Source organism: Nocardia farcinica (assembly GCF_001182745.1).
Classification (GTDB): Bacteria; Actinomycetota; Actinomycetes; order Mycobacteriales; family Mycobacteriaceae; genus Nocardia; species Nocardia farcinica.
In genome coordinates, this window is record NZ_LN868938.1 from 1,775,974 (window position 1) to 1,798,631 (window position 22,658).

The window sequence follows — 22,658 nt, forward strand, 5'->3', positions numbered from 1 at the left end:
GCTCCAGCGGGGCCGCGCCCCGTGCGAGTACTGGAGAAGGTGGTCGACCCGATGCTGGAGCCTTCGACCGCTCCGGGCCGCGGTCGCCGCCGCGGCCGGCGGGAGCACGGTCCGATGACGCTGGATGACGACGACGGTTGGAATCGCCGGGCCAGGGGCGAGACGAAAACCCAACGGCTGGACCGCAACTGGTCGCATCTGCTGCAGGAGCTGCGGGTGTTGCAGACCGGTGTGCAGTTGCTGACCGGTTTCCTGGTGACCCTGCCGTTCCAGCCCGGTTTCGCCGATCTCGACACCGGCATGCGCGCGATCTATCTGACCACGATGGGCGCCTCGGTGGCGGCGACGGTCTTCGTCGTCGCGCCGGTGGCCTGGCATCGGGTGCTGTTCCGCAGGCACCGGCTCGAACAGTTGGTCGCCGCCGCGCACCGGTTCGCCGCCGCGGGCATGGTGTGCCTGGCGGTGGCGTTGACGGGGGCGCTGGTGCTCGTGGTGGACCGGATCCTCGGCGAGGAGGCCGCCGCCGCGGCGGCGGTCGTGCTCGCGGTGTCGTTCCTGCTGGCGTGGATGATCGGGCCGTGGCGCCGGCGGGGCCACCGACAGGCGCCACGGCGTTCGCCTCATTCGGGCGGCTCGGGACGGCGGATGTCGTCGGCGACCGAGCCGCCCGCGACATCGGCCTCCACGCCGAGCGACTCCTCGTAGCTGGTGGCCGGGCCGACTTCCTCGCCGTTGTCGGCCGCGATGTCGGTGAGCCGCTGGTCGTCCGCGGGCGGCGCCTGCCGGTCCGGATCGATGTCGGGTTCCTCTTCGGTGAGCCGGTCGCCGATCGGGCGCGGATGGGCCTGCTCCCACGGGGTGGTGCCGTACTTGTCGGCGGCGGTCCAGTGTTCCGGCGGATCCATACCCGCCTCCAGCGGATCGGATCGCAGCCGGTCCTCGTCCAGGTCCTCGGCGCTGTTGAGAGCGGCCGGGTCGGTCTCGACCGAATCCGGCGCCCCCGTGTCCTGTGGCGGGTCGAAGGTGTCGTTCGGTTCCGTCATTGCCGTCTCCTTTATTGCCCTCTGCTCTATTTGCCGTCGGCTCATCTGCCCCCAAGCGACTTCCCGCCACGGCGGCCACCAAACCGGCGGCGACGGGCGCCTCAGCCGGTCCGGTCGGTGTACACGGGCGCGGGGCCGCGCTGGGCCTCGGCGAGGGCACGGTCGGCGGGCAGTGCCCGCTGGGCGACGACGAAGCCCGCGGCCAGCACCGCCGCGGCCACGCCGATCGTGACGGCCGTCCGCACTGCCTCGATCCGCATGCCTGCCACCTTCCTCACCGGTCCGCACCGTGCACGGGTCGAGCGGCGACGCTAGCCCGGCGGGCGGGTGACGGCAGGCGGGGCACACGGCGCGGAGACCGTCTCGTGACGACCCCTACGCCGTCCGGTGACCTCCCCGCCTCAGGCCCGAGGCGCCGGAGCGTGCGAGGAGTAGCGGGCCGACAGGATCCGGGCGACCCGGGCGCGGTCGCAGGCGCTCGGTCTGCGCGGCGGCGCAGGCGGCGGGTCGACGCGCCGGAACGCGTGGGCGGGTGACTGTTTCAGCATCCGGGCGAAGGAGCGCGCGGTGGCGGGCCACGGGTTGGTGACCCGGCCGCTCGGGTGCCGGTACCAACTCGCGCTGGCCGGCCACACGGTCTCGGCGATCGCCCCGCTGAGCCAGCGCCGATAACCCTCCATGGCGGCGGGGGTGACCTCGATGGCCGGTGCGCCGATCTCGTCGCGCCAGCGCAGGCATTCCAGCACGAACTCGATCTGGTGTTCCTTCATGCCCGGGTTGCTGCCCGCGGGATTGAACGTGTTGGGCCCGGCGATGAGGAAGGCGTTGGGGAATCCGGGCACCGCCAGCCCGAGATAGGCCTCGGCGCCGTCGCGCCACCGCTCGTGCAGCACCTGCCCGCCACGTCCACGCACGACGATCGGGGCGAGGAATTCCGCGGCGCGGAACCCGGTGGCGTAGACGAGCACGTCGGCGCGGCGGTGCACGCCGTCGGTGGTGCACACGCCGTCGGGGGTGAGCCGCGCGATCGGCTCGGTGACGAGTTCGACGTTGTCCCTGGTCAGCGCGCGATAGTAGCCGTTGTCGAACAGAATGCGTTTGGCGCCGATGGGGTGGCGGGGGGTGAGTTTCGCCCGCAGGTCCGGGTCGGCGACACGGTGGCGCAGGTGGGCGCGGGCCAACCACTGGGCGGGCCGGGCCGACCACCCCCGGCGCATGATCGGGGCCAGGGTGAGGTCGGCGCCCTGGGCCAGCACGCCACGGTACATCCGGTGGGCGGCGGGCAGGTGCAACAGGGTGCGCGAGACGCGGCCGAATTGCTCACACGGCTTGGGCAACAGCCAATTCGGGGTCCGCTGGTAGACCGTCACCCGGCGCGCCACCGCGGCCAGTTCCGGAACCACCTGCGCGGCGCTGGAGCCGGTGCCGATCACGGCGATCTCGCGTCCCGCGGGATCGACCCGATGATCCCAGCGCGCGGTGTGGAAGGCCTTGCCCGCGAATACTTCCCGGCCGGGCAGCGCGGGTTCCCACGGCCGGTGCAGTTGGCCGACGGCGAACACCACGAACTCCGCGTCGATCGCCTCCCCCGCCACCGTGCGCACCTCCCAGCGCGCCCGGTCCTCCCGGTAGGTGGCCGCGGCGACCGGCGTGCGCAGCCGCAGGTGCGGGACCAGCCCGTGGTCGGCGGCGACGCGGCGCAGGTAGGCCAGGATGTGCTGCTGTCCCGGGTAGCGTCTACGCGTGCTGCGGTAGGGCGCGAACGAGAACGAATACAGGTGCGCGGGCACGTCACACGAGCAGCCCGGATACGTGTTGTCGCGCCACACCCCGCCGACGTCGGTCCCCTCCTCGAGGATCAGGAAGTCCTCGATCCCGGCCCGTTTCAATCCCACCCCCGTGCCGATCCCGCCGAACCCCGCCCCGACGATCACCACCCGTGTCGTTCGAACCGCGTCCGCCCCGTCCCGCTCCCCGTTCGCCCCGTCCCGCTCCGCAGTCACCGCAGCCTCACTTCCTCACCAATGGACAACATTCAGCAAACCCAATTGTGACGCGGACCACATGCTATGGGACAGCACGGTTCAAGATCGAATCACACGCACACAACGAATAAAACGGGGTCTTCTCAGCGGAAATGGCCGAAACGCACTCAGCGTGGACGTAGGCCAGGCCCTTCCATGCAGAATGGAACAGCCCGAAATCAGGGAGAGAACAGGTTCACAGCAGACATCCAGCAAAATCAACCGACCAGCACGTGAGCCCCGACACGTGCCCGTGCCGTCTGAGCGGCCGGGGTGTCGGGTATCCGTGAGGTCGATCCGATTCCGCGGACGCGGAGTCGTAGGAAAGGGTGGCAACGTGTTCGGACAGGCCGTGAACAAGATCGTGCTGACCGCCATCGACACCGGCGCGCGGGCGCAGACCCCGCTGGTGGAGAAGTACGGCGACTGGTTGCGTCGCGCGCACCCCGCCGAGTCGCCGGAGCAGCTGCTGCACCGTGCTCGCAGGCATTACCTCGTCGCCGTCACCGCCAGCGGTGTCGCGGCGGGTATGTGCGCCGCGGTGCCCGGCATCGGGCTGATCACCGGGTTCGCCGCGATGGGCGTGGACACCGTGTTCTTCGTCGAAGCCTCCGTGTTCTACGCACTCACGGCCGCCGCGCTGGCGGGCGAGGAGACCGAGCTCATCGCGCGACAGGCCACCCTGCTCTCGGGCATCGTGTTCGGGGCCGAGGGCGCGCGACTGCTCGGCAAGGAGTCGGCGGGGTCGGCCAAGAACTGGGCCGACGAGCTGGCCGACCGGCTGCCGATCATCGGCGAGATGGACGACTCCGCGCTCAAACGGCTCGTCGTGCGCGCCATCGCCAAGCGCAGCGTGCTGGCCTTCGGCCGGGTGATCCCGGCAGGCATCGGCGCGGTGGTCGGCGCGGCGGGCAACCGTATGCTGGCCAAGAGCGTCATCCGCAACGCCGACAAGGCGTTCGGGCCGGGCGAGCCCAACTCGCCCGAGCGCGACGAACCGGAGCGCGCGTCGGTGCCCTCCGCGTCGCGCGGATGAGAGGACGTGTGGTGTGAGCGGTCTGGGAATGCGCGCGGTCGGGCTCTACCTGCGGCTGACCTCGCGACGCCGGATGGCCACCGCCGAACGGGCCCGCGCGCGGATGGCGGCGCCCAAGGGTTCGGCCGCGCCGCCCGCCCGGTTACGGGCCCGCCACACCGTCACCGAACGTCGGTTCGGCCAATTCACCACCTACACCGTGACGCCACGGCACCGCGCGCCGCACTGCGCGGTGCTGTTCCTGCACGGCGGCTCCTACATCGCCGAGATCGCGCGCCAGCACTGGGGACTGATCGCCCGGCTGGTCGACCACGGTGCGCGCGTCGACGTCCCGATCTACGGTCTGGCCCCGCGGTTCAGCCATCACGACGCGTATCCGTTCGTCACCGAGGCGTATCGCGCCATGGCCGCCGAGGCGCCGGGACCGGTGACGGTGCTGGGTGATTCCGCGGGCGGCGGACTCGCCCTCGGCTTCACCCAGACGCTCGCCGGACTCGACGAGCCCGTCCGCCGGCCGGATCGGCTGGTGCTCATCGCACCGTGGCTCGATCTCACGTTGTCGAATCCGGACATGGCGGCCGTCGACGATCCGTGGCTCACCCGGGCCGGGCTGCTCGAGGCCGGACGGGCGTGGGCGGCGGGCACCGACCCGACCGATCCGCGGCTGAGTCCGCTCAACGGCCCGATGGACGCGCTGCCGCCCACCGATCTCTACATCGGAACCCGCGACCTCGGCTACCCCGACGCGTGCGCGTTCCGGGACCGTGCCACCGCGGCGGGAGTGCGGGTCGATTTCACCGTGTGCGGCGGTGCGCTGCACGACTATCCGCTGCTGCCGACCCGCGAAGGCCGCGCCGCCGCGGCCCGCATCGCCCGCGCGGTGTGCGCGAGCCGCTAGGCGTCAGTCGCCGTCGGCGTGCGCCGCCTTGTACGCGGCCACCACGTCGGCGGAGACCCGGCCGCGGCTGGACACCTCGTAGCCGTTGCGGCGCGCCCACTCCCGGATCGCGGCGGCCTGCTCCTGATCGCCGCGCTCGCGCTGCTTCACACTGCGGCTGCGGCCGGACTTGCCCACCTTGCGCGCGTAGGGAGTCCACTGTTCGAAGATCTGCCGCAGCGCGGCGGCGTTCTGCTCGGACAGATCGATCTCGTAACCCACACCGTCGAGCCCGAACGAAACCGTCTCCGCGGCCTGCGATTCGCCGTCGTAGTCATCGACGATCGTCACGACCACCTTGCGTGCCACTACGTGCCCTCCTCCTCGGTCTGCGAAACTGCGATCCTATTCTGCGTCGCACCCGCACCGAGGCCGCTCTCGCCCCGGTCACGATCGGTCTCATTTCCCCCGCCACGCCGCACGGGTGATTGCATTACCCCCGCCCACTGCCCACTCTTACCCCATGTCCGACCCCTGCCCCACCTGTGCCTGGCCCGCCCCGATGCTCGTGTCCACCCACGGTTCCGTGCGCTACCTCCGCTGCGTCTGCGGGCAATGGGTGGTCGCCCACCCGGGCGGGTCCACCGCGATCAACGGCAGGCCCGGCGGACCGGCCGGTGAACCCGGCGACCATTTCGAACTCATCCCCCTCCCGGAATCCTGAAATCCGCCACCACCGAGTATTTCATCCCCGCGGCAATTCCGCCGCCCGCAATTCCCCGGCGGCGGAATTCCCCGGGAAATCGGCGCAGCACTCCTTCCGTGCCACCCGGCCGGCGGGAACACCGGCCACGAACCCGCCGTCCCGTCTCGCGATCGCCCGCTGCGCCGATCCGGCGCGCGCTCGCCCCGCCGGGGCGTCCGGGTGGCGGCCCGGCCCGGCGACGCGGGGTGAGTCAGGCTCGTGCGCGGGCGGGACGGGGGTGGACGAGCAGCACGGCGAGCACACCGACGAACGCGCCGAGCGCGGTGTCCAGCGCGCGGTCGATCGCGAGCGCGGACGGGTCGGCGGGCGCGCCGAGCGCGGTCATCAGCAGCGCCATCGGCGCGATGAGCAGCTGCGCGAGACCGTAGTTCACCGCGATGACGATCTCGGTGGCGACCTGCAGGACGAGCACCACGCAGGCCGCCTGCCAGAAGGACAGGTCCGCGGCCAGCAGCGGCCACGCGATCGCCAGCGCCCCGACGACCGTGCCCGCGGCGCGCTGCACCGCCCGCACCACCGCGTGCCGGGGCGTGTCGGCCTGCAGGGTGGCGGTCGACCCCATCACCGCCCAGGCCGCGTGCCCGAGCCCGGCCACCGCGGAGGCCACGCAGGCGACCAGACCCGCGATCGTGACCCGGGCGGTCGCCAGGATCCAGCCCGGCCCGGCGCTCTCGGCCCGGGCGGTGCCGCGCAACGAACGGCGCGGTGGCAGCGGTGTCGGCGGGCCGGTGCGGTCGGGGTACAGGGCACGCTCGATCGCGTCGAGTTCGCCGGTCAGCAGCTGCGCGACGGGCCGGGTGCGCCGCCACGATCGGTCGTCGGCGAGGGCCGCGCGGGCGGCGGCCAGTGCGGCCTGCGCCGCGGCCAGGTCGTCGGCGGACCGGTGCGCGCGGGCCCGGCGCACGGCGTCGGCGGCGCGGCGCACCGCCAGCCGGGCGGGCGCGGTCGGGTACCCGAGCACGCCCGCCATGCACACCACCCAGGCCAGCAGCGCGCCGGTCGCGGCGGCGCCGGTGCGCGGCAGCACATCGCCGGTCGCCGGATCGCCGGCCATTCCCGCCCCCGCACAGAACACGACGATCGTCGCTCCCGGCGGTCCGGCCCGCAGCAGCAGCACGAACGCGGTCATCCCGCCGGCCAGTGTCGCCATCAGCAGCCAGCCCACCGGTGTCGGCGCGCCGAGTGCGGCGAGCAGGGTGAAACCGCCGATCGCGGCGGTCATCAGCGTCCCGACGGTGGCGAGCAGGGCCGCGCGCCGCCGATAGGTGTCGTAGCGGCCGTAGAGCGAGGTCAGGGCGCCGAGTGCGGCGAAACCGGCCAGTTCCTGATGCCCGGCCAGCCCGAAGCCGACCAACGCGATCGCGGCCGCGATGCCGACGCGGACGGCCGGAGCCAGCGCGGCGTCGGCCCGGCCGACGCGCAGCGACTGCCGCAGCACGGCCGCGTCGAGCACCTCCCGTGCGGTGGCGCGGACCGGGTTCGCGGGGTCGGGGCGATCGGAGCTCATTGCCCGGATCAGTCTACGGAGGACCGCCCGGTGGAATCCTCGCGCCGCGCGCGCGTTGAGGTGAACATGACCAGCGCGACACCGACCGGTACCGTCCGATTCTCGATCCTGGATCGATCGCGGGTGCGCCGCGGCCAGCCGCATCCGGCCGCGTTGCGCGAGACGGTCGAGTTCGCCCGGCTCGCGGAGCGGTGGGGGTACCACCGGTTCTGGGTATCCGAGCACCACAGCGTGCCTGGCGTGGCCGGGTCGGCGCCGACGGTGCTCGCCGCCGCCGTCGCCGCCGCGACCGAGCGCATCCGGGTCGGCACCGGCGGGGTGATGCTGCCCAACCACCAGCCGCTGGTCGTGGCCGAACAGTTCGGGGTGCTCGAATCGCTGTATCCGGAGCGCATCGACATGGGCTTGGGCCGGTCGGTCGGCTTCACCGAGGCGGTGCGCCGGGCGCTGGCCCACGGCAAGAGCGACGCGGCCGACTTCGACGCCCGGCTCACCGAGGTGCTGGACTATCTGGCGCGCGGGCGCGCGGGCGTGCACGCCTGGCCCGCGGAGGGCCTGTCCGTTCCCGCCTTTCTGCTGGCCACCGGGTCCGGTGCGGCGCGGGCCGCCCGGTTCGGGTTGCCGCTGGTGATCGCGCCGGTCGGCGGCTTCGACCGGATGGCCGAGGCGATCGCCCGCTATCGCGCCGACTTCACCCGCACCCCGTGGGGCGAGCAGCCCTACGTCATGGTCTCCACGACGGTGATGATCGCGGACACGACCGAGCAGGCACATCGATTGCTGTGGCCGGAAGCGTGGTCGAACGCCTATTCCCGGACCAAAGGCGAATTCCCGCCACTGCCCGATCCCGCCACCATCGATCCCGCGGCACTCGCGCCCCGCGAGCGGGCGTATTTCGACGAAGCACTGCGCGATCAGATCCACGGCACCGAAGACGAGGTCGCCGAAGCACTCGAGCAGTTGCTCGCCGCCACCTCCGCCGACGAGGTCCTGGTGCACACCAGCACATTCGACCGGGCGGCCCGGCTGGAGTCGCATCGGCGACTGGCGCTGCTCGCCGGCCTGACCGCGCGGGCACAGGCATATCCCGCCGCCTGAACGACTCCGCGCGCGATTTGTGAGAATTCACCGGGCGCAACGGTATTCGGCACCGCCGAAGGACCGCGGGCGCCTCCGGACCAGTCCGGTGACTGGCGCCGGTACGCCGCTGTGGCCGCTCCCTAGCTGTTCCGGAACGCTTTCGTGAGCTGTCCGGACAGCCGGTCGATCGGTGGTTTCCGGGATTTCGCCGACCCTACTGTCCTCCCGGAATTCGAGGTCGCAAGTACCTCGAATCCGAGAACGCCGACGTTCTGTAGGAAGGCATCTCCATGAAACGAAGTTCCGGCCGGCGCGCGACGCTTCTGGCCAAATGGTGTGGCACCGCGGCGATGGTCACCGTCTCGGTGCTGGCGGTGACGGTGTCCGGCTCCCCCGCGCACGCCGATCCCGACGCGGGCACCTCCGTCTCCGAGCAGGCGCTGGCGGCGATCATCGCCGAGGGTCGCACGCTCGCACCGACCGCGGGCGGCACCGGCTCGGCGTGCACGTCCGGCAGCGGTGCGGGCTCGGGTAACGGCTCGGGCAACTGCTACGGCGGTTCGGGCAGCAGCTCGGGTTCGGCGGGCGGCTACGCCAGCGACACCGTCGGGCACGGCCCCGAGATGTCGTCGTGGCTGGCCGCTTTCGGCTACGGCCTGGGCAATCCGGATGTGGCGCCGCCGGGCGCCAACGACTGGAACTGCAAGCCGACCGCCGAGCATCCGCGCCCGGTGGTGCTGCTGCACGGCACCTGGATGAACGCCTACAACGGCTTCGCCTACATGAGCCAGCCGATCAAGGACGCCGGATTCTGCACCTTCACCCTGAACTACGGGCGGTCGAATCTGCTCGAGGGCGGCGGCCTCGGCTCGGTGCTGCCGGGCGTGATGGGTACCGGCTACATCCAGGATTCGGCCAAGCAGGTGGCCACCTTCGTCGACCGGGTGCTGGCGGCGACCGGCGCCGACGAAGTCGACATCATCGCCCACTCCCAGGGCGGTGCGCTGGCGAACTGGTACACCAAGTACGAGGGCGGCGCGGACAAGGTGAAGAACCTGATCACCTACGGGGCCACCCACCACGGCACGACGCTGGTCGGTATCGGCGCGCTCGGCCGGGCGATCAACAACTTCGGCATCGACGTGCTCGGTTTCGTGGAGATCTTCGTCGGTCACGCCGGTATCCAGCAGACCGTGGGATCGGATTTCATCAACAAGCTCAACGAGAACGGCGACACCATCGCCGGGGTGGACTACACCGTGGTGGGCACCCGCTACGACGAGATCACCAACCCCTACGAGCTGACCTTCCTGCAGGCCGTGCCCGGCGCGACCGTGCAGAACATCACCCTGCAGGACGGCTGTGAGCAGGACATGTCCGATCACCTGACGATGATGTACTCCCCGCGCGGGCTGTCCATCGCGTTGCGCGCCCTGGACCCGGAGGGCCACCCGGATCTGGTGTGCACGGGCAACCCCTGGTTGCTCGGTGGCGGCGGATCGCTGTGACACGCTGATCGCACCGAGAAGGGCCGGGCGAGGAGATCGCCCGGCCCTTCTCGGTGTTCGCGGTCAGCGGGTGCGGTAGCTGCGCGCGACCAGCGCCGAACGCAGGTACCACAGTCCGGAGGGCTGGGTGGGGTCGAAGCCGGTGAGCTGGCCGATCCGCTTGAGGCGGTAGTCGACGGTGTTGGTGTGCACGTGCAGCAGGCGTGCGGTGCGCTGGCGGTTGAGGTTGTTGGCGATGTGGCGTTGCAGGGTTTCGAGCAGTTCCGGATGGTCGTCGAGCGGGTCGAGCAGTGCGCCGAGGTACTCCCGGCCCGGGCCGGGCCGGGTGAGCTGGTATTCCAACGCCAGTTCGTCGAAGCGGTAGAGGCCGGGCACCGCCTGCAACCGCTGCACCATGTCCAGCAGTTCGTGCGCCTGGTCGGCGGCGTCGGGGATCTGCGGTGGCGGGGCCTGCACGAGGGTGGCGGTGATGCCGACCTGCGCGGCGCGCGAGAGGTCGGTGACGAGACGGTCCAGGCCGTCGTCGTCGAACATGGTCGCCGGGACGAGCAGGGTGCCACCGTCGACGCTGAGCAGCGACAGCGCGGCGGTGCCGCAGCGGGTGGCGAGTTCGGCCTGCACCCGGCGCAGTTTGCGGCGCGCGACCACCTGGCCGTCCAGCGCCGGATTCGCCTCGTCGCGGTGCGGGGGGATCGCCACCGCCACCACCGCGTAGGAGTCGGCGATGGCGATGCCGCATTCGCGCGCCATCGTCGAATTGCTGTGCCCGCCCAGCAGTGCCGAGGTGAGGGTGTGCACGGCGGTGTGGTGTTCGCTGACCACCGCGCGCAATTCGCGCACGTAGGCGGTCGAGATCGTGGTCGTCATCCGGTCGAGCATCTCCACGACCAGCTTGGCGCCGTCGACGAGGCTGTCGTAGTCCTTGACCGAGGCATTGGCGACCACCAGGTCCAGGCCGATCTTGAAGCCCTCGTGCACCGAATGGTGGATGGTGTCGATGGGGACGCCTTCGCGGGCCCAGCCCGCCGCGGCGTCCTCCAGCCTGCGCAGTTTGGTCTGGATATCGCGGCCGTCGAGCATGCTCACCGCCACCTCGAGGCAGACGCGGGTGATGGTGGTGACGTCGCCGCTGATCGCGTCGCCGGGTAGCGTGCCGCAGGGCACCACGTTCTGCACGAAGTGGCCGACCATCTGCCGGGACAGGCCGCGGACGTCCTTGAGTGGGGACGACATCGGCTTGCCCGACAGGGTCAGGCTCGGTCTGATCGAACTGTCGACGGTCATCGGCAACTCCTTCAGCCCCCGAGAATTACTGTGTGGCAGATTCACACTAATGAGCGGGGTGCTGCCGCGGACGGAATCGCGTGGTTCTGTGACAACGCTCCGGACCGCCGCGACCGCGTCTGTGAGTGCTCACAGCGCTCGCGTTGCGCGGCGGTGGGGCGTCGGCCGAAGATGCCAGGCGTGGATATTTCCTTCCTGAAGAAATCTGGTCGCCGGACGATGGCGGCCGCCGCGGCGATCGCGCTACTGGGCGGCTGCGGCGCGGACGCGGGTTCCGAGCCCGCCACCACCGCGGCGAGCACGAGCGCGCCGAGCACGGCCACCGACGCGGCGACCGCCGAGTTCGCCGCACTGGAACAGCGATTCGGCGCGCGGCTCGGCGTCTACGCGGTCGACACGACCAGCGGCGCCGAGGTCGCCTACCGGGCGGACGAGCGGTTCGGCATGGCCTCCACTTTCAAGGGCCTGGCCTGCGGCGCGCTGCTGCGCGAGCACCCGCTGTCGTCCGGCTATTTCGACCAGGTCGTCCGCTACTCCCGCGAGGAGGTGGTGTCCTATTCGCCGGTCACCGAGACCCGCGTGGACACCGGGATGACCGTCGCCGAACTGTGCCACGCCACGATCACCGTCAGCGACAACACCGCGGGCAACCAGATCCTGAAACTGCTCGGCGGCCCCGCCGGTTTCACCGCCTTCCTGCGCTCGCTCGGCGACGAGGTGAGCCGGCTGGACCGCTGGGAGACCGAACTCAACGAGGTGCCGCCCGGCGAGGAACGCGACACCACCACCCCCGCCGCCGTGGCGGCGAACTACCGCGCGCTGGTGCTCGGTGACGTGCTCGCCGAGCCCGAGCGCGCCCAGTTGCGGGACTGGCTGGTCGCCAACACCACCGGCGACCAGCGCATCCGTGCGGGCGTACCCGCGGGCTGGACGGTCGGCGACAAGACCGGCGGCGGCAGCCACGGCGGCAACAACGACGTGGCCGTGGCCTGGACCGAGACCGGCGACCCGATCGTCATCGCCCTGCTCTCGCACCGCACCGACCCCGCCGCCAAGGCCGACAACGCCCTGCTCGCCGAGGCGACCCGGGCGGTGGTCACCGCCCTGCGATGACGATCAGCGCGCGGGTCACTCCCGCCCCGCCGAGGTGAAGGCCATGTCGGCGTAGCGCGGTCCGGCCACCTGTTCGGCGATCGGCTCGAGCACCGCCAGCTCCTCCGGCGTCAGGCGAAGCGTCGCGGCGGCGACGTTCTCGGCCAGCCGGGTGCGGCTGCGGGTGCCCGGGATCGGCACCACCGGCAGGCCGTGGACCTGGGTGCGGCTGTGCACCCAGGCCAGCGCCACCTGGGCCGGGGTGCGGCCCCGCTCCTGGGCGATGGCGCGGATCGGGGCGAGCAGTTCGGCGTTGCGGGCGGCGTTGGCGCCGGTGAACCGCGGCATCGCCCGCCGGAAGTCCGTGTCGCTCAATTCGGTCGCGGCCGTGAAGGACCCGGTGAGGAAGCCGCGGCCGAGCGGTGAGTACGGCACGAAGGCCACCCCGAGCTCGGCCGCGGCGGGCACGGCGGTGCGTTCGACGTCGCGGGAGAACAGCGACCACTCCGACTGCACCGCCGCGATCGGGTGCACCGCGTGCGCGGCCCGCAGCTCGGCACCGGTCACCTCGGACAGGCCGAGCGCGCGCACCTTGCCCGCGGCGACCAGCTCGGCCAGCACGCCCACCGTCTCCTCGATCGGCACGCGCACGTCGCGCCGGTGCAGGTAGTACAGGTCGATGGTGTCGATGCCGAGCCTGCGCAGGCTGGCGTCCACCGCGGCGCGCAGGTAGGCCGGGGAGTTGTCGATGCCGCGGAAGGCGGGGTCGTCGGCCTTGCGGACGATACCGAACTTGGTGGCCAGCACGATCCGATCCCGGTGCGCGCGTACGAAATCGGCGAGGAATTCCTCGTTGTGGCCCATGCCGTACACGTCGGCGGTGTCGAACAGGGTGACACCGAGTTCCAGGGCCCGTTCCAGCGTGGCCCGCGATTCGGCGAGATCGGACTGGCCGTAGAACTCGCTCATGCCCATGCAGCCCAGGCCCTGGCTGCCGACGCGGAGCCCGGAGGCGCCCAGCGTGGTGGTGGGCAACGTGTCGGGGGTGCTCATGCGGTGGTCCCTTCGCAGTCGTCGGTGCCGAGCGCGGCAGGCCGGGTTGCGGAAGCGCCCTCGTAGAGCGCGATCTTGCGATCCAGCACGGCCACGGTCTGTTGCAGTTCGGCGATCTTGGCGAGGGCCTCGGCGCGGGTGGCGCGGAACATCTCCAGGCGTTGCGGGAACGTGGCATCCCCGGCGCGCACCAGCTCCGCGTAGCGGATCATGTCCGCCACCGACATGCCGGTCGCGCGGAGCCTGCCGATCAGCTCCAGCCACTCGAGGTCGCGGTCGCTGAACCGGCGGCGGCCGGTGTGATCGCGGCCGATGTAGTTCATCAGCCCGATCCGCTCGTACCACCGCAACGTGTCGCGGCTCAGCCCGGACCGTTCGGCCGCCTCACCGATGGAGTATTTCGCCCGTTCCCGCTCGCCGTCGTCGGCTTGTGCCGCGATCACGCTCACCGGACTCGCCCCTTTCGTCGAACACGACCCGACGCTAGTCACCTGGAGTGCGCTCCAAGCAAGACCGATTCTGCCCCCTCACCGGAAACTGCGGCGGTAGGCGTGCGGCGTGACGCCGGTGACGCGGGTGAAGCGCTCCCGGAAGGTGGTCGGCGAGCCGAAGCCCACCTGGGTGGCGATCCGCTCGACCGTGTGATCGGTGGTCTCGAGCAGATGCTGGGCGCGGTGGATGCGGGCCCGGTGCAGCCAGCGCAGCGGCGTGGTGCCGGTCTGGTCGCGGAACTGTCGCAGCAGTGTCCTGGTGCTCGTCCCGGCGTGGGCGGCGATCTCGGCGAGGGTCAACGGGCGGGACAGGTTGTCCTGCAACCAGATCAGCAGCGGTTCCAACGCCGAACCGCGCGGGGCGGGCGGCAGCGGCGCGACGATGAACTGGGCCTGACCGCCCTCGCGTTCCAGCGGCATCACGGCCAGCCGGGCGGCGTCGGCGGCCACCGCGGACCCGTAGTCGCGGCGCACGAGATGCAGGCACAGATCCAATCCCGCCGCCGCGCCCGCGGAGGTGAGGACGCGGCCGTCGTTGTCGACGTAGAGGACGTCCGGATCGACGGTGACCGCCGGGTGGGCCCGCGCGAGCGCCTCGGCGGCCGCCCAGTGGGTGGTGGCGCGCAGGCCGTCCAGCAGCCCGGTGGCCGCCAGCGGAAAGGTGCCCGTGCAGATGGAGGCGATGCGGGTGCCGGCCGCGGCCGCGCGGCGCAGCGCCGCGACGACCGCGGGTGACGGCGGGGACGCGGGGTCGGCGACGCCGGGGACGATCACCGTGTCGGCGCCGTCCAGGCCGTCCAGGCCCCAGGGCGCGCGCAGGGTGAACGCGCCCGCGTCCACCTGCGGGTGCTCGGCGCAGACGCGTACCCGGTAGGCGGGGCGCCCGTCGGGCAGCCGGGTGCGGGTGAAGACCTCGAGGGGTGTCGAGAGGTCGAACGGGATCACCCGGTCCAGGGCGAGAACGGCCACCATGTGCACGGCTACAACGTACCTCTCCGCCGGGTTTCCGCCAGCTGCGCTTTCGCCGATCGCCTGAGCTCGGCCCCGGTCAGGAGTGTTGGCGCTATCCCGTCGTCATCTGGCGTTCTCGCCACTGTGCGGCTCCCGTGGCGCTGGATAGCGTCGGAGCGGTCCGGCTCGGACCCCTTCCACCGCCACCCCGAGGAGTCGCTCCATGAACTACGTCGCGCCACTGTTCGTCGGTGCCGTCTACATCGTGCTGATGTCGCTGATCCGCGAACCGCACCGGCGCCAGTTCAACGCGATCATGGTGGCCGGGGCCGGGGCCGCCTACCTCAGCGGCGGCGGCTTCGGCATCTGGGAATTCGCGTTCACCGCGCTCGTCACCTACTGCGCCTACCGGGGTCTGCGATCCTGGCGCTTCATCGGCATCGCCTGGCTGCTGCACACCGTCTGGGACGCCGTGCACCATCTCAAAGGGAACCCGATCGTTCCATTCCTGCACGACTCCTCGCTCGGCTGCGCGATCTGCGACCCGGTGATCGCGGTGTGGGCGTTGCGGGGTGGGCCGGACGTCATCGCGTGGGCGCGCGGCAAGCTCGGCGCGACCCGGCCGACCACGGCCGAGATCCCCTGAGCGGTCGGCGGCTCCGGTGTGGACGATCGCGTATGCTCCGGCGCGTCTCGGCGATGGTTCGACCCGGCTCCCGGCAGTTGACTGGAGTGGACCGAAAAACCCACTCGCCGAGGAGAACACCATGCGAATCACCCTTCTGGGAGCCACCGGCAGCGTCGGCGCCCACGTCGTCGAGCAGGCGCCGGCCGACGGTCACGAGATCGTCGCCCTCGTCCGCGATCCCGCCCGCCTGCCCGCCCGGCCCGGCCTGACCGTCGTCCGCGGCGACGCAACCGTCCCGGCCGACGTGACCGCCGCGGTCGACGGCAGCGACGCGGTGATCGTGGCACTCGGCGCGGGCCGCGCCGCCGGGGTGCGCGAGACGGGCACCCGCACGGCCGTCGAGGCGATGCGCGCGACCGGGGTGCGGCGACTGGTGTGCCTGTCCACCCTCGGGGCGGGCGAGAGCCGCGCCAATCTGAACTTCGTCTGGAAGTACCTGATGTTCGGTCTCCTGCTGCGTGCCGCCTACGCCGACCATCAGCGCCAGGAGGAGGTCGTGCGCGGCAGCGGCCTGGACTGGACCCTCATCCGGCCCAGCGCCTACACCGACGGTCCGCGCACGGGCGACTACCGCCACGGATTCGGCCCGGACGCAACCGGTCTCACCCTGAAGGTGGCGCGCGCCGACGTGGCCGACGCGCTGCTGCGCGCCGTCACCGACCGCGCCCAGGTCGGTCGTGCGGTGGCGGTGTCGCACTGAGTACGCTCACCGATGTGGACGTACTGGAGGCGCTGCTGGACGGCCCGCGGGCCCGCGGCGCCTTCCTGCTGCGGTCCCTGCTCGACCCGCCGTGGGCGCTGCGGATCGAGGACGGCGCGCCGCTCACCGTGGCGGCGCCGCTGCGGGGCGAGGCGTGGCTGCTCCCCGACGACGGCGACGCCGTGCGGCTGAGCACCGGGGACGTGGCGATCGTGCGCGGCCCCGGCTTCTACACCGTCGCCGACGATCCGGCCACCGAGCCGTCGGTGGTCGTCCTGCCCGGCGGATTGTGCACCAGCGCCGAGGACGGGCGCAGCCTCGTCGACGAGTGGTCGCTCGGTGTGCGCACCTGGGGCGCGCCCGAGGGCCGCACCACGCTGCTCACCGGCACCTACGACAACGCAGGCGAGGCGAGCAAACCGCTGCTCGCGGCCTTGCCCGCGCTGGTGGTGCTGCGCCGCGACCAGTGGCGTTCGCCGCTGATCGACGTGCTCGCCGAGGAGATGCAGATCGCCGCGCCCGGTCAGCGCGCGGTGCTGGACCGGCTACTGGACGTGCTGCTCATCTCCGCGTTGCGCACGTGGTTCGCCGCGCAACGCGAGCACGCACCGGCCTGGTATCGGGCCCAGCAGGATCCGGTGGTCGGGGTGGCGCTCGCTCGCATCCACGGGGCGCCGGAGCGGCCGTGGACCGTCGCGACCCTGGCCGCCGAAGCCGGTGTGTCGCGGGCGAATCTGGCCAAACGCTTCACCGACCTGCTCGGCGAGCCGCCGATGGCCTACCTCACGCATTGGCGGCTGGCGGTGGCCGCCGACCTGCTCACCGATCCGGAGGCGACCGTCACCAGCGTGGCCCGCCGGGTCGGGTACAGCACGCCGTTCGCGTTCAGCACCGCGTTCAAACGCGCCCGCGGGATCAGCCCGCAGCAGCACCGATTGCGCGGCGCCACCGCGTGATTCAGCGCGCGGGCTCGGGCAGCGCGCAGGCCAGTCCCTCGGCCATCCCGGTGGGCCGCACGCCCAGGCCCTGATTCAGCCGGGCGCGCTGGTTCTCCCACGCGATGGTGGCCGCCAGTTCCGCCAGTTGCGCCTTGCTCAGGTGGGCCAGCAGCTGCTCGCGCAGGTCGGCCAGGTCGACGGCGGGCGTCGCGGTCATCGCCTCGGCGTAGGCGATCACCAGCCGCTCCAGCTCGGAGTAGGCCGGGCTGGTGCGGTACCGCGGCAGGTCGGTGATCTGCTGTTCGGTCACACCGCTGCTGTGTGCGAGGGCCGAGCCGATGTCGAGGCAGAACTCGCAGTTGATCAGCCCGGCCGTCTTGAGTTCGGCCAGCTCCTTGAGGTGCGGGTCGAGCCGGTTGCTGAACAGCAGCATGGATTCGTAGAAGGCCGTGCCCGCGCCGAGCTGCGGCCGCCGCGCCAGCCATCCCACCAGGTCGCCGCGGTGCCGCCGGGCCTGCCGCATCGCCTGCGCGTAGTTGCGTATCCGCCTGAGTGCCCGCATCTCCCCACCTCCGTCGCCGTACGTCGTGTGCCGCCGATGCTACGCCTCAACGACGACTTGTAGTAGAGCAATTCTCACATCCCCACCCCCTTGCCAGGGAGCTTTTGAAAGCCGATACTTACGAAAGTGGCTGCTTTCAGAGATGTGGATCTGGCGATCCTGGGCGATCCGACCCGGCGGGCGATCTTCGAACGGCTCGCGCGCAGGCCCTCGTCGGTCGGCGAGCTGGCCGAATCGCTGCCGATCACCCGCCAGGCGGTCTCGCAACACCTGCGGGTGCTCCGGGACGGCGGACTGGTGGTGGCCACGGCGCAGGGCACCCGGCGCATCTACCGGATCAATCCCGAGGGACTGGCCGCGATCCAGGCCTATTTCCAACAGATCTGGGACGAGGCGCTGACCGCTTTTCAGAAGGCCGCCGACGCGGCGGCCACCGATCCCGGACAGGAGCACCGAACATGACCACCTCCACCCTCCCGACCCTGCGGGGCACCGCGACCGTCGCCTTGCCGCTCGCGCGCGCCTTCGCGTTCTTCACCGACTCGTTCGGCAGCTGGTGGCCCGCCGCCTACCACATCGGCTCGGCCGAGATGGCGGACGCCGTCGTCGAACCCCACGTCGGCGGCCGCTGGTACGAACGCGGCGTGGACGGCTCCGAATGCGACTGGGGCCGCGTGCTCGCCTGGGAGCCGCCGCACCGCCTGCTGCTCACCTGGCAGATCAACGGTCATTGGCAGTTCGACCCCGACCCACGACGGGCCAGCGAGATCGAGATCCGCTTCACCGCCGACACTCCCGAGCAGACCACGGTGACCCTCGAACACCGCCATCTGGATCGTCTCGTCGACGGCCGCGCCATCCACGACACCATCGCCGAACGCGGCGGCGGCTGGAGCACGCTACTCGAACTGTTCAGGCGGACCGCCGAATCCGCGTCCTGAACGTCGGGCACCCGGGGGTGTGGGCCGATGCGATCGACCCGGTGAGCCCGCCTTCCCACACCGGCAGCGCGGGGTCCAGCACCACCGTGGCGGCGCCGCATATTGCCGGCCGAGCGCCCCCAGCACTCCGCGTAGCAGGGCGCACCAGACCCACACATCCCGACACCGCCGCACGCCGCCACCTCACCTCGGAACCGACAGCGGGCAGTCCGCCCGACACCGCCGGCGCAGATCACCCGGCCGGCAGCGCGCGCTGACGGAATTCCGTTGCGGACTCTCCGAACGTCTTGCGGAACGCCTGGCTGAAATGTGAGGCGCTGGTGAACCCCGAACGCGCGGCGATGGCCGACACGGTGTCGGCGCGCAAGGCCGGATCGGCCAGATCACGTCTGCACTGCTCCAGTCGGCGCAACCGCACCCACTCCGAGACCGAGACACCGTGTGCGCGAAAGATCGCGTGCAGGTGGCGAGTGGAGATGAAGTGGGCGGCGGCGATGGTGGCCGGGCCGAGGTTCGGATCGGTCAGATGCGCATCGATGAAGTCGAGAATCCGGCGGGTCAACGCACGGTGGCGGTCGTCGGTCTCGTCGGTCCGCGCCGATTCGAGCTGGCTGACGAGCACGGTGGTGACCAGGTCGATCGCGTTCGTGATCAACCGCGCCCCACCGGCACCGGCGAGTGCGCCCAGATTGCTGCCGAGTTCGACGAGGAAAGGGCTCACGACGCGGGACAGGCCCTCGTCGCCTGCCATCCGGGTCGCGGCCAGGTGCGCGACCAGCGGACTCGGGAGCCCCAGGCGCGGGCGGGGAACCGTGATCGCCAAACTGCGGAATTCCTGCTCGAAGACCAGTGTGTACGGCTCATCCATGTCGTAGACGGAGATATCCCCCGGTTCCAGCGCCGCTTCTCGGCCGCCCTGGCTCAGGATGCCGCGGCCCGCCAACTGAAAGCACAGCATGTAGCGGCCGGTGCCGTACGCCTCGATCGATGCCGACGTCCGTTCCACCACCTGCGCGGCCGCGGCGACCTCCGAGACGTTCACCTCTCCGAGCGTCCTGGTGCGGATCAGCCCGCGGAAATCGGCCCGTCGCGCGGCCCGCACCTGTAGCGGCGCGAATGTCGACGATACGGCGGCGCGCCATTCGCCGATTCCGCGGACCTCGACGGCGACCGCATCCTGTACGGATGCTCCCTCCGGAGCCCTGCCCTGCACGATCCGCACCTCCACCGACATCGTAACCGGGACGGATCCGGCCGCACCGGGCTTCGGCTACGACTCGGCAACTCGTCCGAACACACGGTATGGCGCGGCGAGTCGCCGGACCGGCGTTCGATCCACTCGTGCGCGGAGACGACATCGGTGTGCGCGCTGGTGAAAGAGCGGCTGCCACGGCGACGGATACGGTCACCGCGGCACGGACATTCCGGTGCACCGATCGCGGCGAAAACGTCGTTCGCCGAACCATTCCCCCATCACCAGGCGGCAGCCGAGCACACCCGGCGGCGCCTCGAAGGAGACCAGCATGAGCACAGCAGCCGTGGCCCCACCCGTCACCCCGGTGTCCGGGGTGGTGGAAGCGCCATTCGACCAGGTCGCCGACATGTTCGCCCGCACGGTCGCGCGGCAGGGCGGTGGCGGCAGCGCCCTGTGTGTGTACCGGGAGGGTCGCCCGGTGCTCGATCTGATCGGCGGCACATACCGGCCCGACTACCTGCAGCAGGTGTTCTCGGTGTCCAAGGGGATCGTGGCGGTCGCCGCGGCCGTCGCCCACCACGACCAGATGATCGACCTCGACGCGCCGATCGCCGACTATTGGCGGGAGTTCCGTCGGCCGTCGACGGCGATGATCACGGCCCGGATGATCTTGGCGCACCGCTCGGGTCTCTCGGCGGTCGCCACCCCGCTCAGCCTCGCCGACCTGGTGTCGGGCGAGCTGGACCGGGCCGTCGCCAGGCAGGAACCGTACTGGGAACCCGGCACCGACCACGGATATGCCGCCTTCACCTTCGGCGCCTTGATGGCAGGCGTGTTCCGCCACGGCGCCGGGGTGGAGATCGCCGATTTCCTCCGAACCCGGATCTCGGCACCCCTCGGCCTCGAACTGTGGCTCGGCGCTCCCGCCGATCAGCTCGACCGGATCGCGCCCACGGTGTTCTCACCCCCGGCGTCGACGCCCGCACAAGCACGGGCGATGAGTTCGCCTCGGTTCATTCCCGACGGGAGCTTCGTCGAGATCAACGCCGATCCGGTCGGCTTCTTCGGCGACCCGCGGGTGCGGACCGCGCGATGGCCCGCGATGTCCGTGGTGACCACGGCGCGCGATCTGGCCCGCGCCTTCGCCGCGACGCTGGACGCCGTGGGCGGCGTCCGCCTGCTCGACGCCGGCTCCCTCACCGCCATGACCGCTTCGCGCTCGCACGGCCCCGATCGCATGGTCGGCCACGTGACCCATTTCGGCTCCGGCGTGGAGTTGCCGCACACCCATCTGCCGTTCCTCGGTGAGCGCTCGTTCGGTCACGAAGGCGCGGGCGGATCCGTCGTCTGCGCCGACCCCGAGCTGGGTGTGGCACTGGCATTCACCACCAGCAAGGCGCCCGCCGTGGTCGGTGTGAGCGACCAAGCGCTCCTGCTCCTCGGCGCCGTGCGCCACTGCCTCACCCACCTCCGCTGATCACCCGCGACGGAAGCGAACAACCATGAGCGAGAAGACTTCACTGCCCACCACCTACTGCATCGTCGGCGCCGGTCCGATGGGTCTGATCGCGGCGCGAGCCATGCGCCGCTACGGGATCGACGTCGAGATCGTCGAGCGGCACAGCCGGGTCGGCGGACTGTGGGACATCGACAACCCCGGCTCGCCGATGTACGAAACGTGCCACTTCATCACCAGCAGAGACCACGGCGGCTTCATCGGGTATCCGATGCCCGCCGACTATCCCGACTACCCCTCCTGGCGACAGATCCGGGACTACATCCGGAGCATGGCCGCGGCGTACGGACTCACCGATCTCGTCCGTTTCGACACCGAGGTCCACAGTGCCCGCCCGATCACGACCGGGTCGGGCACCTATTGGAAAGTCGTCTTCGGTTCGGGCGAGACCCGTGACTACCGCGGAGTCGTCTACGCCTGCGGGCAGCAGTGGCACCCGTTCGTCCCCCGCATCCCCGGCCACGAATCCTTCACCGGACGTTTCCTGCATTCCCGCGACTACCGCTCGGCCGACGAGTTCGCCGGGAAACGGGTGCTGGTGATCGGCGCGGGCAACAGCGGCGTGGACATCGCCGTCGACGCGGCCTTCCACGCCGAACGCGCCCACCTGTCGACCCGCCGCGCCTACCACTTCTTCCCGAAGCAGGTATTCGGCGTCCCGACACCCGATCTGGTGAACGGAAAGGTCCAGCTCCCCGATCTCCCGTTGCTGGCCGGTCTGACCCCCGAGCAACAACTCGAGCTCGTGCTCGCCACGGTCGGTGACCTGAGCCGGTTCGGACTGCCGGTGCCCGACAACCCCGTCGGCGCGACGCAGCCGATCGTCAGCAATCTCGCCCTGCACTGCTTCTCACACGGGACGCTGACGCCGCGGCCGGACGTGGCGAGCATCGACGGGTCGACCGTCCGTTTCGTCGACGGCAGCACCGCCGAGGTGGACGTCATCGTCGCGGCCACCGGATACGATATCGAAATCCCCTGGCTGCCGGACGGATTGGTGCCCTTCGCCGAGGGCCACCCCGTGTTCCACCTTGGCACCTTCGCCGACGGTGTCCCCGGACTGTACGCCGTGGGCGTGTTGCATCCCAGCGTCTCGGACGCCTGGTCGGTCTTCGATCAGCTCTTCCAGCTGGCGGCTGCCGACGCGCACGCCACCCTCACCGGGGCGAACGCCGAGAACATGCGCAGAATCCGCGAGGACTACCGGCCCGATCTCAAGGCCGACTTCCCCTTCATCGATGTACGGCGAAACGTGAATCAGGCCGACGTGCGGCGCTTCCGGGCCATGATCGCCGAAGCGGCGGACCGGTTCGGCGTCGCTGTCCCCGACCCCGGCGACGCCTGCTTCTACGCCGACCAGCTCGTACGCCACGTCGCCGCCCGCTCGGCCTGAGGGAAGGACCTGC

At 71.2% G+C, this 22,658-nt stretch carries 25 protein-coding genes; 14 read left to right on the forward strand and 11 right to left on the reverse strand.

Translation table 11 applies throughout. From position 1 onward, the window contains the following. Positions 1–114 precede the first annotated feature (114 nt). Positions 115–705, forward strand: a complete 591-nt coding sequence (locus AMO33_RS08650; protein WP_011208852.1) for a DUF6328 family protein — start codon at positions 115–117, stop codon at positions 703–705. Here the strand turns inward: AMO33_RS08650 and AMO33_RS08655 are convergent. The 3 genes from AMO33_RS08655 to AMO33_RS08660 form a co-directional block, all read right to left on the reverse strand. Beyond that, complete coding sequence (locus AMO33_RS08655) at positions 621–1,043, reverse strand: hypothetical protein (protein ID WP_041560072.1); 423 nt, start codon at positions 1,041–1,043, stop codon at positions 621–623. The genes AMO33_RS08650 and AMO33_RS08655 overlap by 85 nt on opposite strands. 101 nt (positions 1,044–1,144) lie before the next feature. Then, positions 1,145–1,303 carry a hypothetical protein gene (locus AMO33_RS31400; RefSeq protein WP_157838376.1) on the reverse strand — a complete coding sequence of 53 codons (159 nt, stop codon included), beginning with the start codon at positions 1,301–1,303 and terminating at the stop codon, positions 1,145–1,147. A gap of 141 nt (positions 1,304–1,444) precedes the next feature. Then, positions 1,445–3,046, reverse strand: a complete 1,602-nt coding sequence (locus AMO33_RS08660; protein ID WP_060591866.1) for a flavin-containing monooxygenase — start codon at positions 3,044–3,046, stop codon at positions 1,445–1,447. Between the two features lie 358 nt (positions 3,047–3,404). On the opposite strand from AMO33_RS08660, the gene AMO33_RS08665 reads away from it, so the two are divergent. Together AMO33_RS08665 and AMO33_RS08670 are read left to right on the forward strand one after the other, a co-directional pair. Further along, entirely contained in the window at positions 3,405–4,103 is a 699-nt protein-coding gene (locus AMO33_RS08665) for a hypothetical protein (RefSeq protein WP_076573485.1), read from the forward strand. A gap of 13 nt (positions 4,104–4,116) precedes the next feature. Further along, positions 4,117–5,001 carry an alpha/beta hydrolase fold domain-containing protein gene (locus AMO33_RS08670; RefSeq protein WP_082668620.1) on the forward strand — a complete coding sequence of 295 codons (885 nt, stop codon included), beginning with the start codon at positions 4,117–4,119 and terminating at the stop codon, positions 4,999–5,001. A gap of 3 nt (positions 5,002–5,004) precedes the next feature. Here the strand turns inward: AMO33_RS08670 and AMO33_RS08675 are convergent, their stop codons facing one another. Then, positions 5,005–5,349 (reverse strand): histone-like nucleoid-structuring protein Lsr2, encoded by a 345-nt coding sequence (locus tag AMO33_RS08675; protein ID WP_011208846.1) that lies wholly within the window; start codon positions 5,347–5,349, stop codon positions 5,005–5,007. Between the two features lie 154 nt (positions 5,350–5,503). Here AMO33_RS08675 and AMO33_RS30255 point away from each other — a divergent pair, with 154 nt between their 5' ends. Beyond that, a complete protein-coding gene (locus AMO33_RS30255) occupies positions 5,504–5,704 on the forward strand; it encodes a hypothetical protein (RefSeq protein ID WP_081433183.1) in 201 nt (66 codons plus the stop codon). A gap of 232 nt (positions 5,705–5,936) precedes the next feature. On the opposite strand, the gene AMO33_RS08680 is transcribed toward AMO33_RS30255, so the two are convergent. Continuing rightward, positions 5,937–7,253 carry an FUSC family protein gene (locus AMO33_RS08680; RefSeq protein WP_060591871.1) on the reverse strand — a complete coding sequence of 439 codons (1,317 nt, stop codon included), beginning with the start codon at positions 7,251–7,253 and terminating at the stop codon, positions 5,937–5,939. A gap of 66 nt (positions 7,254–7,319) precedes the next feature. Here AMO33_RS08680 and AMO33_RS08685 point away from each other — a divergent pair, with 66 nt between their 5' ends. Both AMO33_RS08685 and AMO33_RS08690 read left to right on the forward strand, forming a co-directional pair. After that, positions 7,320–8,351, forward strand: coding sequence for an LLM class flavin-dependent oxidoreductase (locus AMO33_RS08685; protein ID WP_060593384.1), 1,032 nt, complete (start codon positions 7,320–7,322; stop codon positions 8,349–8,351). A 272-nt stretch (positions 8,352–8,623) separates the two neighbouring features. Further along, positions 8,624–9,841: an esterase/lipase family protein gene (locus tag AMO33_RS08690; protein ID WP_099421859.1), complete on the forward strand. Its 1,218-nt coding sequence runs from the start codon at positions 8,624–8,626 to the stop codon at positions 9,839–9,841. Positions 9,842–9,904: 63 nt separating this feature from the next. Here the strand turns inward: AMO33_RS08690 and AMO33_RS08695 are convergent, their stop codons facing one another. Beyond that, positions 9,905–11,125 (reverse strand): PucR family transcriptional regulator, encoded by a 1,221-nt coding sequence (locus tag AMO33_RS08695; RefSeq protein ID WP_011208841.1) that lies wholly within the window; start codon positions 11,123–11,125, stop codon positions 9,905–9,907. Between the two features lie 171 nt (positions 11,126–11,296). On the opposite strand from AMO33_RS08695, the gene bla reads away from it, so the two are divergent. Continuing rightward, on the forward strand, positions 11,297–12,238 hold the full coding sequence (bla, locus tag AMO33_RS08700) for a class A beta-lactamase (protein WP_060591873.1): 942 nt from the start codon (positions 11,297–11,299) through the stop codon (positions 12,236–12,238). Between the two features lie 15 nt (positions 12,239–12,253). Here bla and AMO33_RS08705 read toward each other — a convergent pair whose 3' ends face one another. The 3 genes from AMO33_RS08705 to AMO33_RS08715 all read right to left on the reverse strand — a co-directional run bounded on the left by AMO33_RS08705 (position 12,254) and on the right by AMO33_RS08715 (position 14,739). Continuing rightward, positions 12,254–13,270, reverse strand: a complete 1,017-nt coding sequence (locus AMO33_RS08705; protein ID WP_060591875.1) for an aldo/keto reductase — start codon at positions 13,268–13,270, stop codon at positions 12,254–12,256. Then, complete coding sequence (locus AMO33_RS08710) at positions 13,267–13,719, reverse strand: MerR family transcriptional regulator (RefSeq protein WP_041560069.1); 453 nt, start codon at positions 13,717–13,719, stop codon at positions 13,267–13,269. The genes AMO33_RS08705 and AMO33_RS08710 overlap by 4 nt, the downstream gene beginning before the upstream one ends. Before the next feature lie 78 nt (positions 13,720–13,797). Continuing rightward, positions 13,798–14,739 carry a GlxA family transcriptional regulator gene (locus AMO33_RS08715; RefSeq protein WP_060591877.1) on the reverse strand — a complete coding sequence of 314 codons (942 nt, stop codon included), beginning with the start codon at positions 14,737–14,739 and terminating at the stop codon, positions 13,798–13,800. A 196-nt stretch (positions 14,740–14,935) separates the two neighbouring features. Between AMO33_RS08715 and AMO33_RS08720 the strand changes: the two genes are divergently transcribed. From AMO33_RS08720 to AMO33_RS08730, 3 genes are all read left to right on the forward strand, one after another. Further along, positions 14,936–15,358, forward strand: a complete 423-nt coding sequence (locus AMO33_RS08720) for a DUF6010 family protein (RefSeq protein WP_060591879.1) — start codon at positions 14,936–14,938, stop codon at positions 15,356–15,358. Positions 15,359–15,479: 121 nt separating this feature from the next. Further along, on the forward strand, positions 15,480–16,100 hold the full coding sequence (locus AMO33_RS08725) for an NAD(P)-dependent oxidoreductase (RefSeq protein ID WP_011208833.1): 621 nt from the start codon (positions 15,480–15,482) through the stop codon (positions 16,098–16,100). 14 nt (positions 16,101–16,114) lie between these two features. Further along, complete coding sequence (locus AMO33_RS08730) at positions 16,115–17,056, forward strand: AraC family transcriptional regulator (protein WP_011208832.1); 942 nt, start codon at positions 16,115–16,117, stop codon at positions 17,054–17,056. 1 nt (position 17,057) lies between these two features. Here the strand turns inward: AMO33_RS08730 and AMO33_RS08735 are convergent, their stop codons facing one another. Further along, complete coding sequence (locus tag AMO33_RS08735; protein WP_011208831.1) at positions 17,058–17,600, reverse strand: carboxymuconolactone decarboxylase family protein; 543 nt, start codon at positions 17,598–17,600, stop codon at positions 17,058–17,060. A gap of 126 nt (positions 17,601–17,726) precedes the next feature. Here AMO33_RS08735 and AMO33_RS08740 point away from each other — a divergent pair, with 126 nt between their 5' ends. Next, entirely contained in the window at positions 17,727–18,062 is a 336-nt protein-coding gene (locus tag AMO33_RS08740) for an ArsR/SmtB family transcription factor (RefSeq protein WP_011208830.1), read from the forward strand. Next, on the forward strand, positions 18,059–18,541 hold the full coding sequence (locus tag AMO33_RS08745; protein ID WP_060591881.1) for an SRPBCC family protein: 483 nt from the start codon (positions 18,059–18,061) through the stop codon (positions 18,539–18,541). Before AMO33_RS08740 ends, AMO33_RS08745 begins: the two co-directional genes overlap by 4 nt. Before the next feature lie 232 nt (positions 18,542–18,773). Here the strand turns inward: AMO33_RS08745 and AMO33_RS08750 are convergent, their stop codons facing one another. Beyond that, positions 18,774–19,754: an AraC-like ligand-binding domain-containing protein gene (locus tag AMO33_RS08750; RefSeq protein WP_060593385.1), complete on the reverse strand. Its 981-nt coding sequence runs from the start codon at positions 19,752–19,754 to the stop codon at positions 18,774–18,776. A 310-nt stretch (positions 19,755–20,064) separates the two neighbouring features. On the opposite strand from AMO33_RS08750, the gene AMO33_RS08755 reads away from it, so the two are divergent. Both AMO33_RS08755 and AMO33_RS08760 read left to right on the forward strand, forming a co-directional pair. Beyond that, a complete protein-coding gene (locus AMO33_RS08755; protein WP_082668623.1) occupies positions 20,065–21,213 on the forward strand; it encodes a serine hydrolase domain-containing protein in 1,149 nt (382 codons plus the stop codon). A gap of 25 nt (positions 21,214–21,238) precedes the next feature. Continuing rightward, positions 21,239–22,645, forward strand: coding sequence for a flavin-containing monooxygenase (locus AMO33_RS08760; protein WP_060591884.1), 1,407 nt, complete (start codon positions 21,239–21,241; stop codon positions 22,643–22,645). Positions 22,646–22,658: the final 13 nt, after the last annotated feature.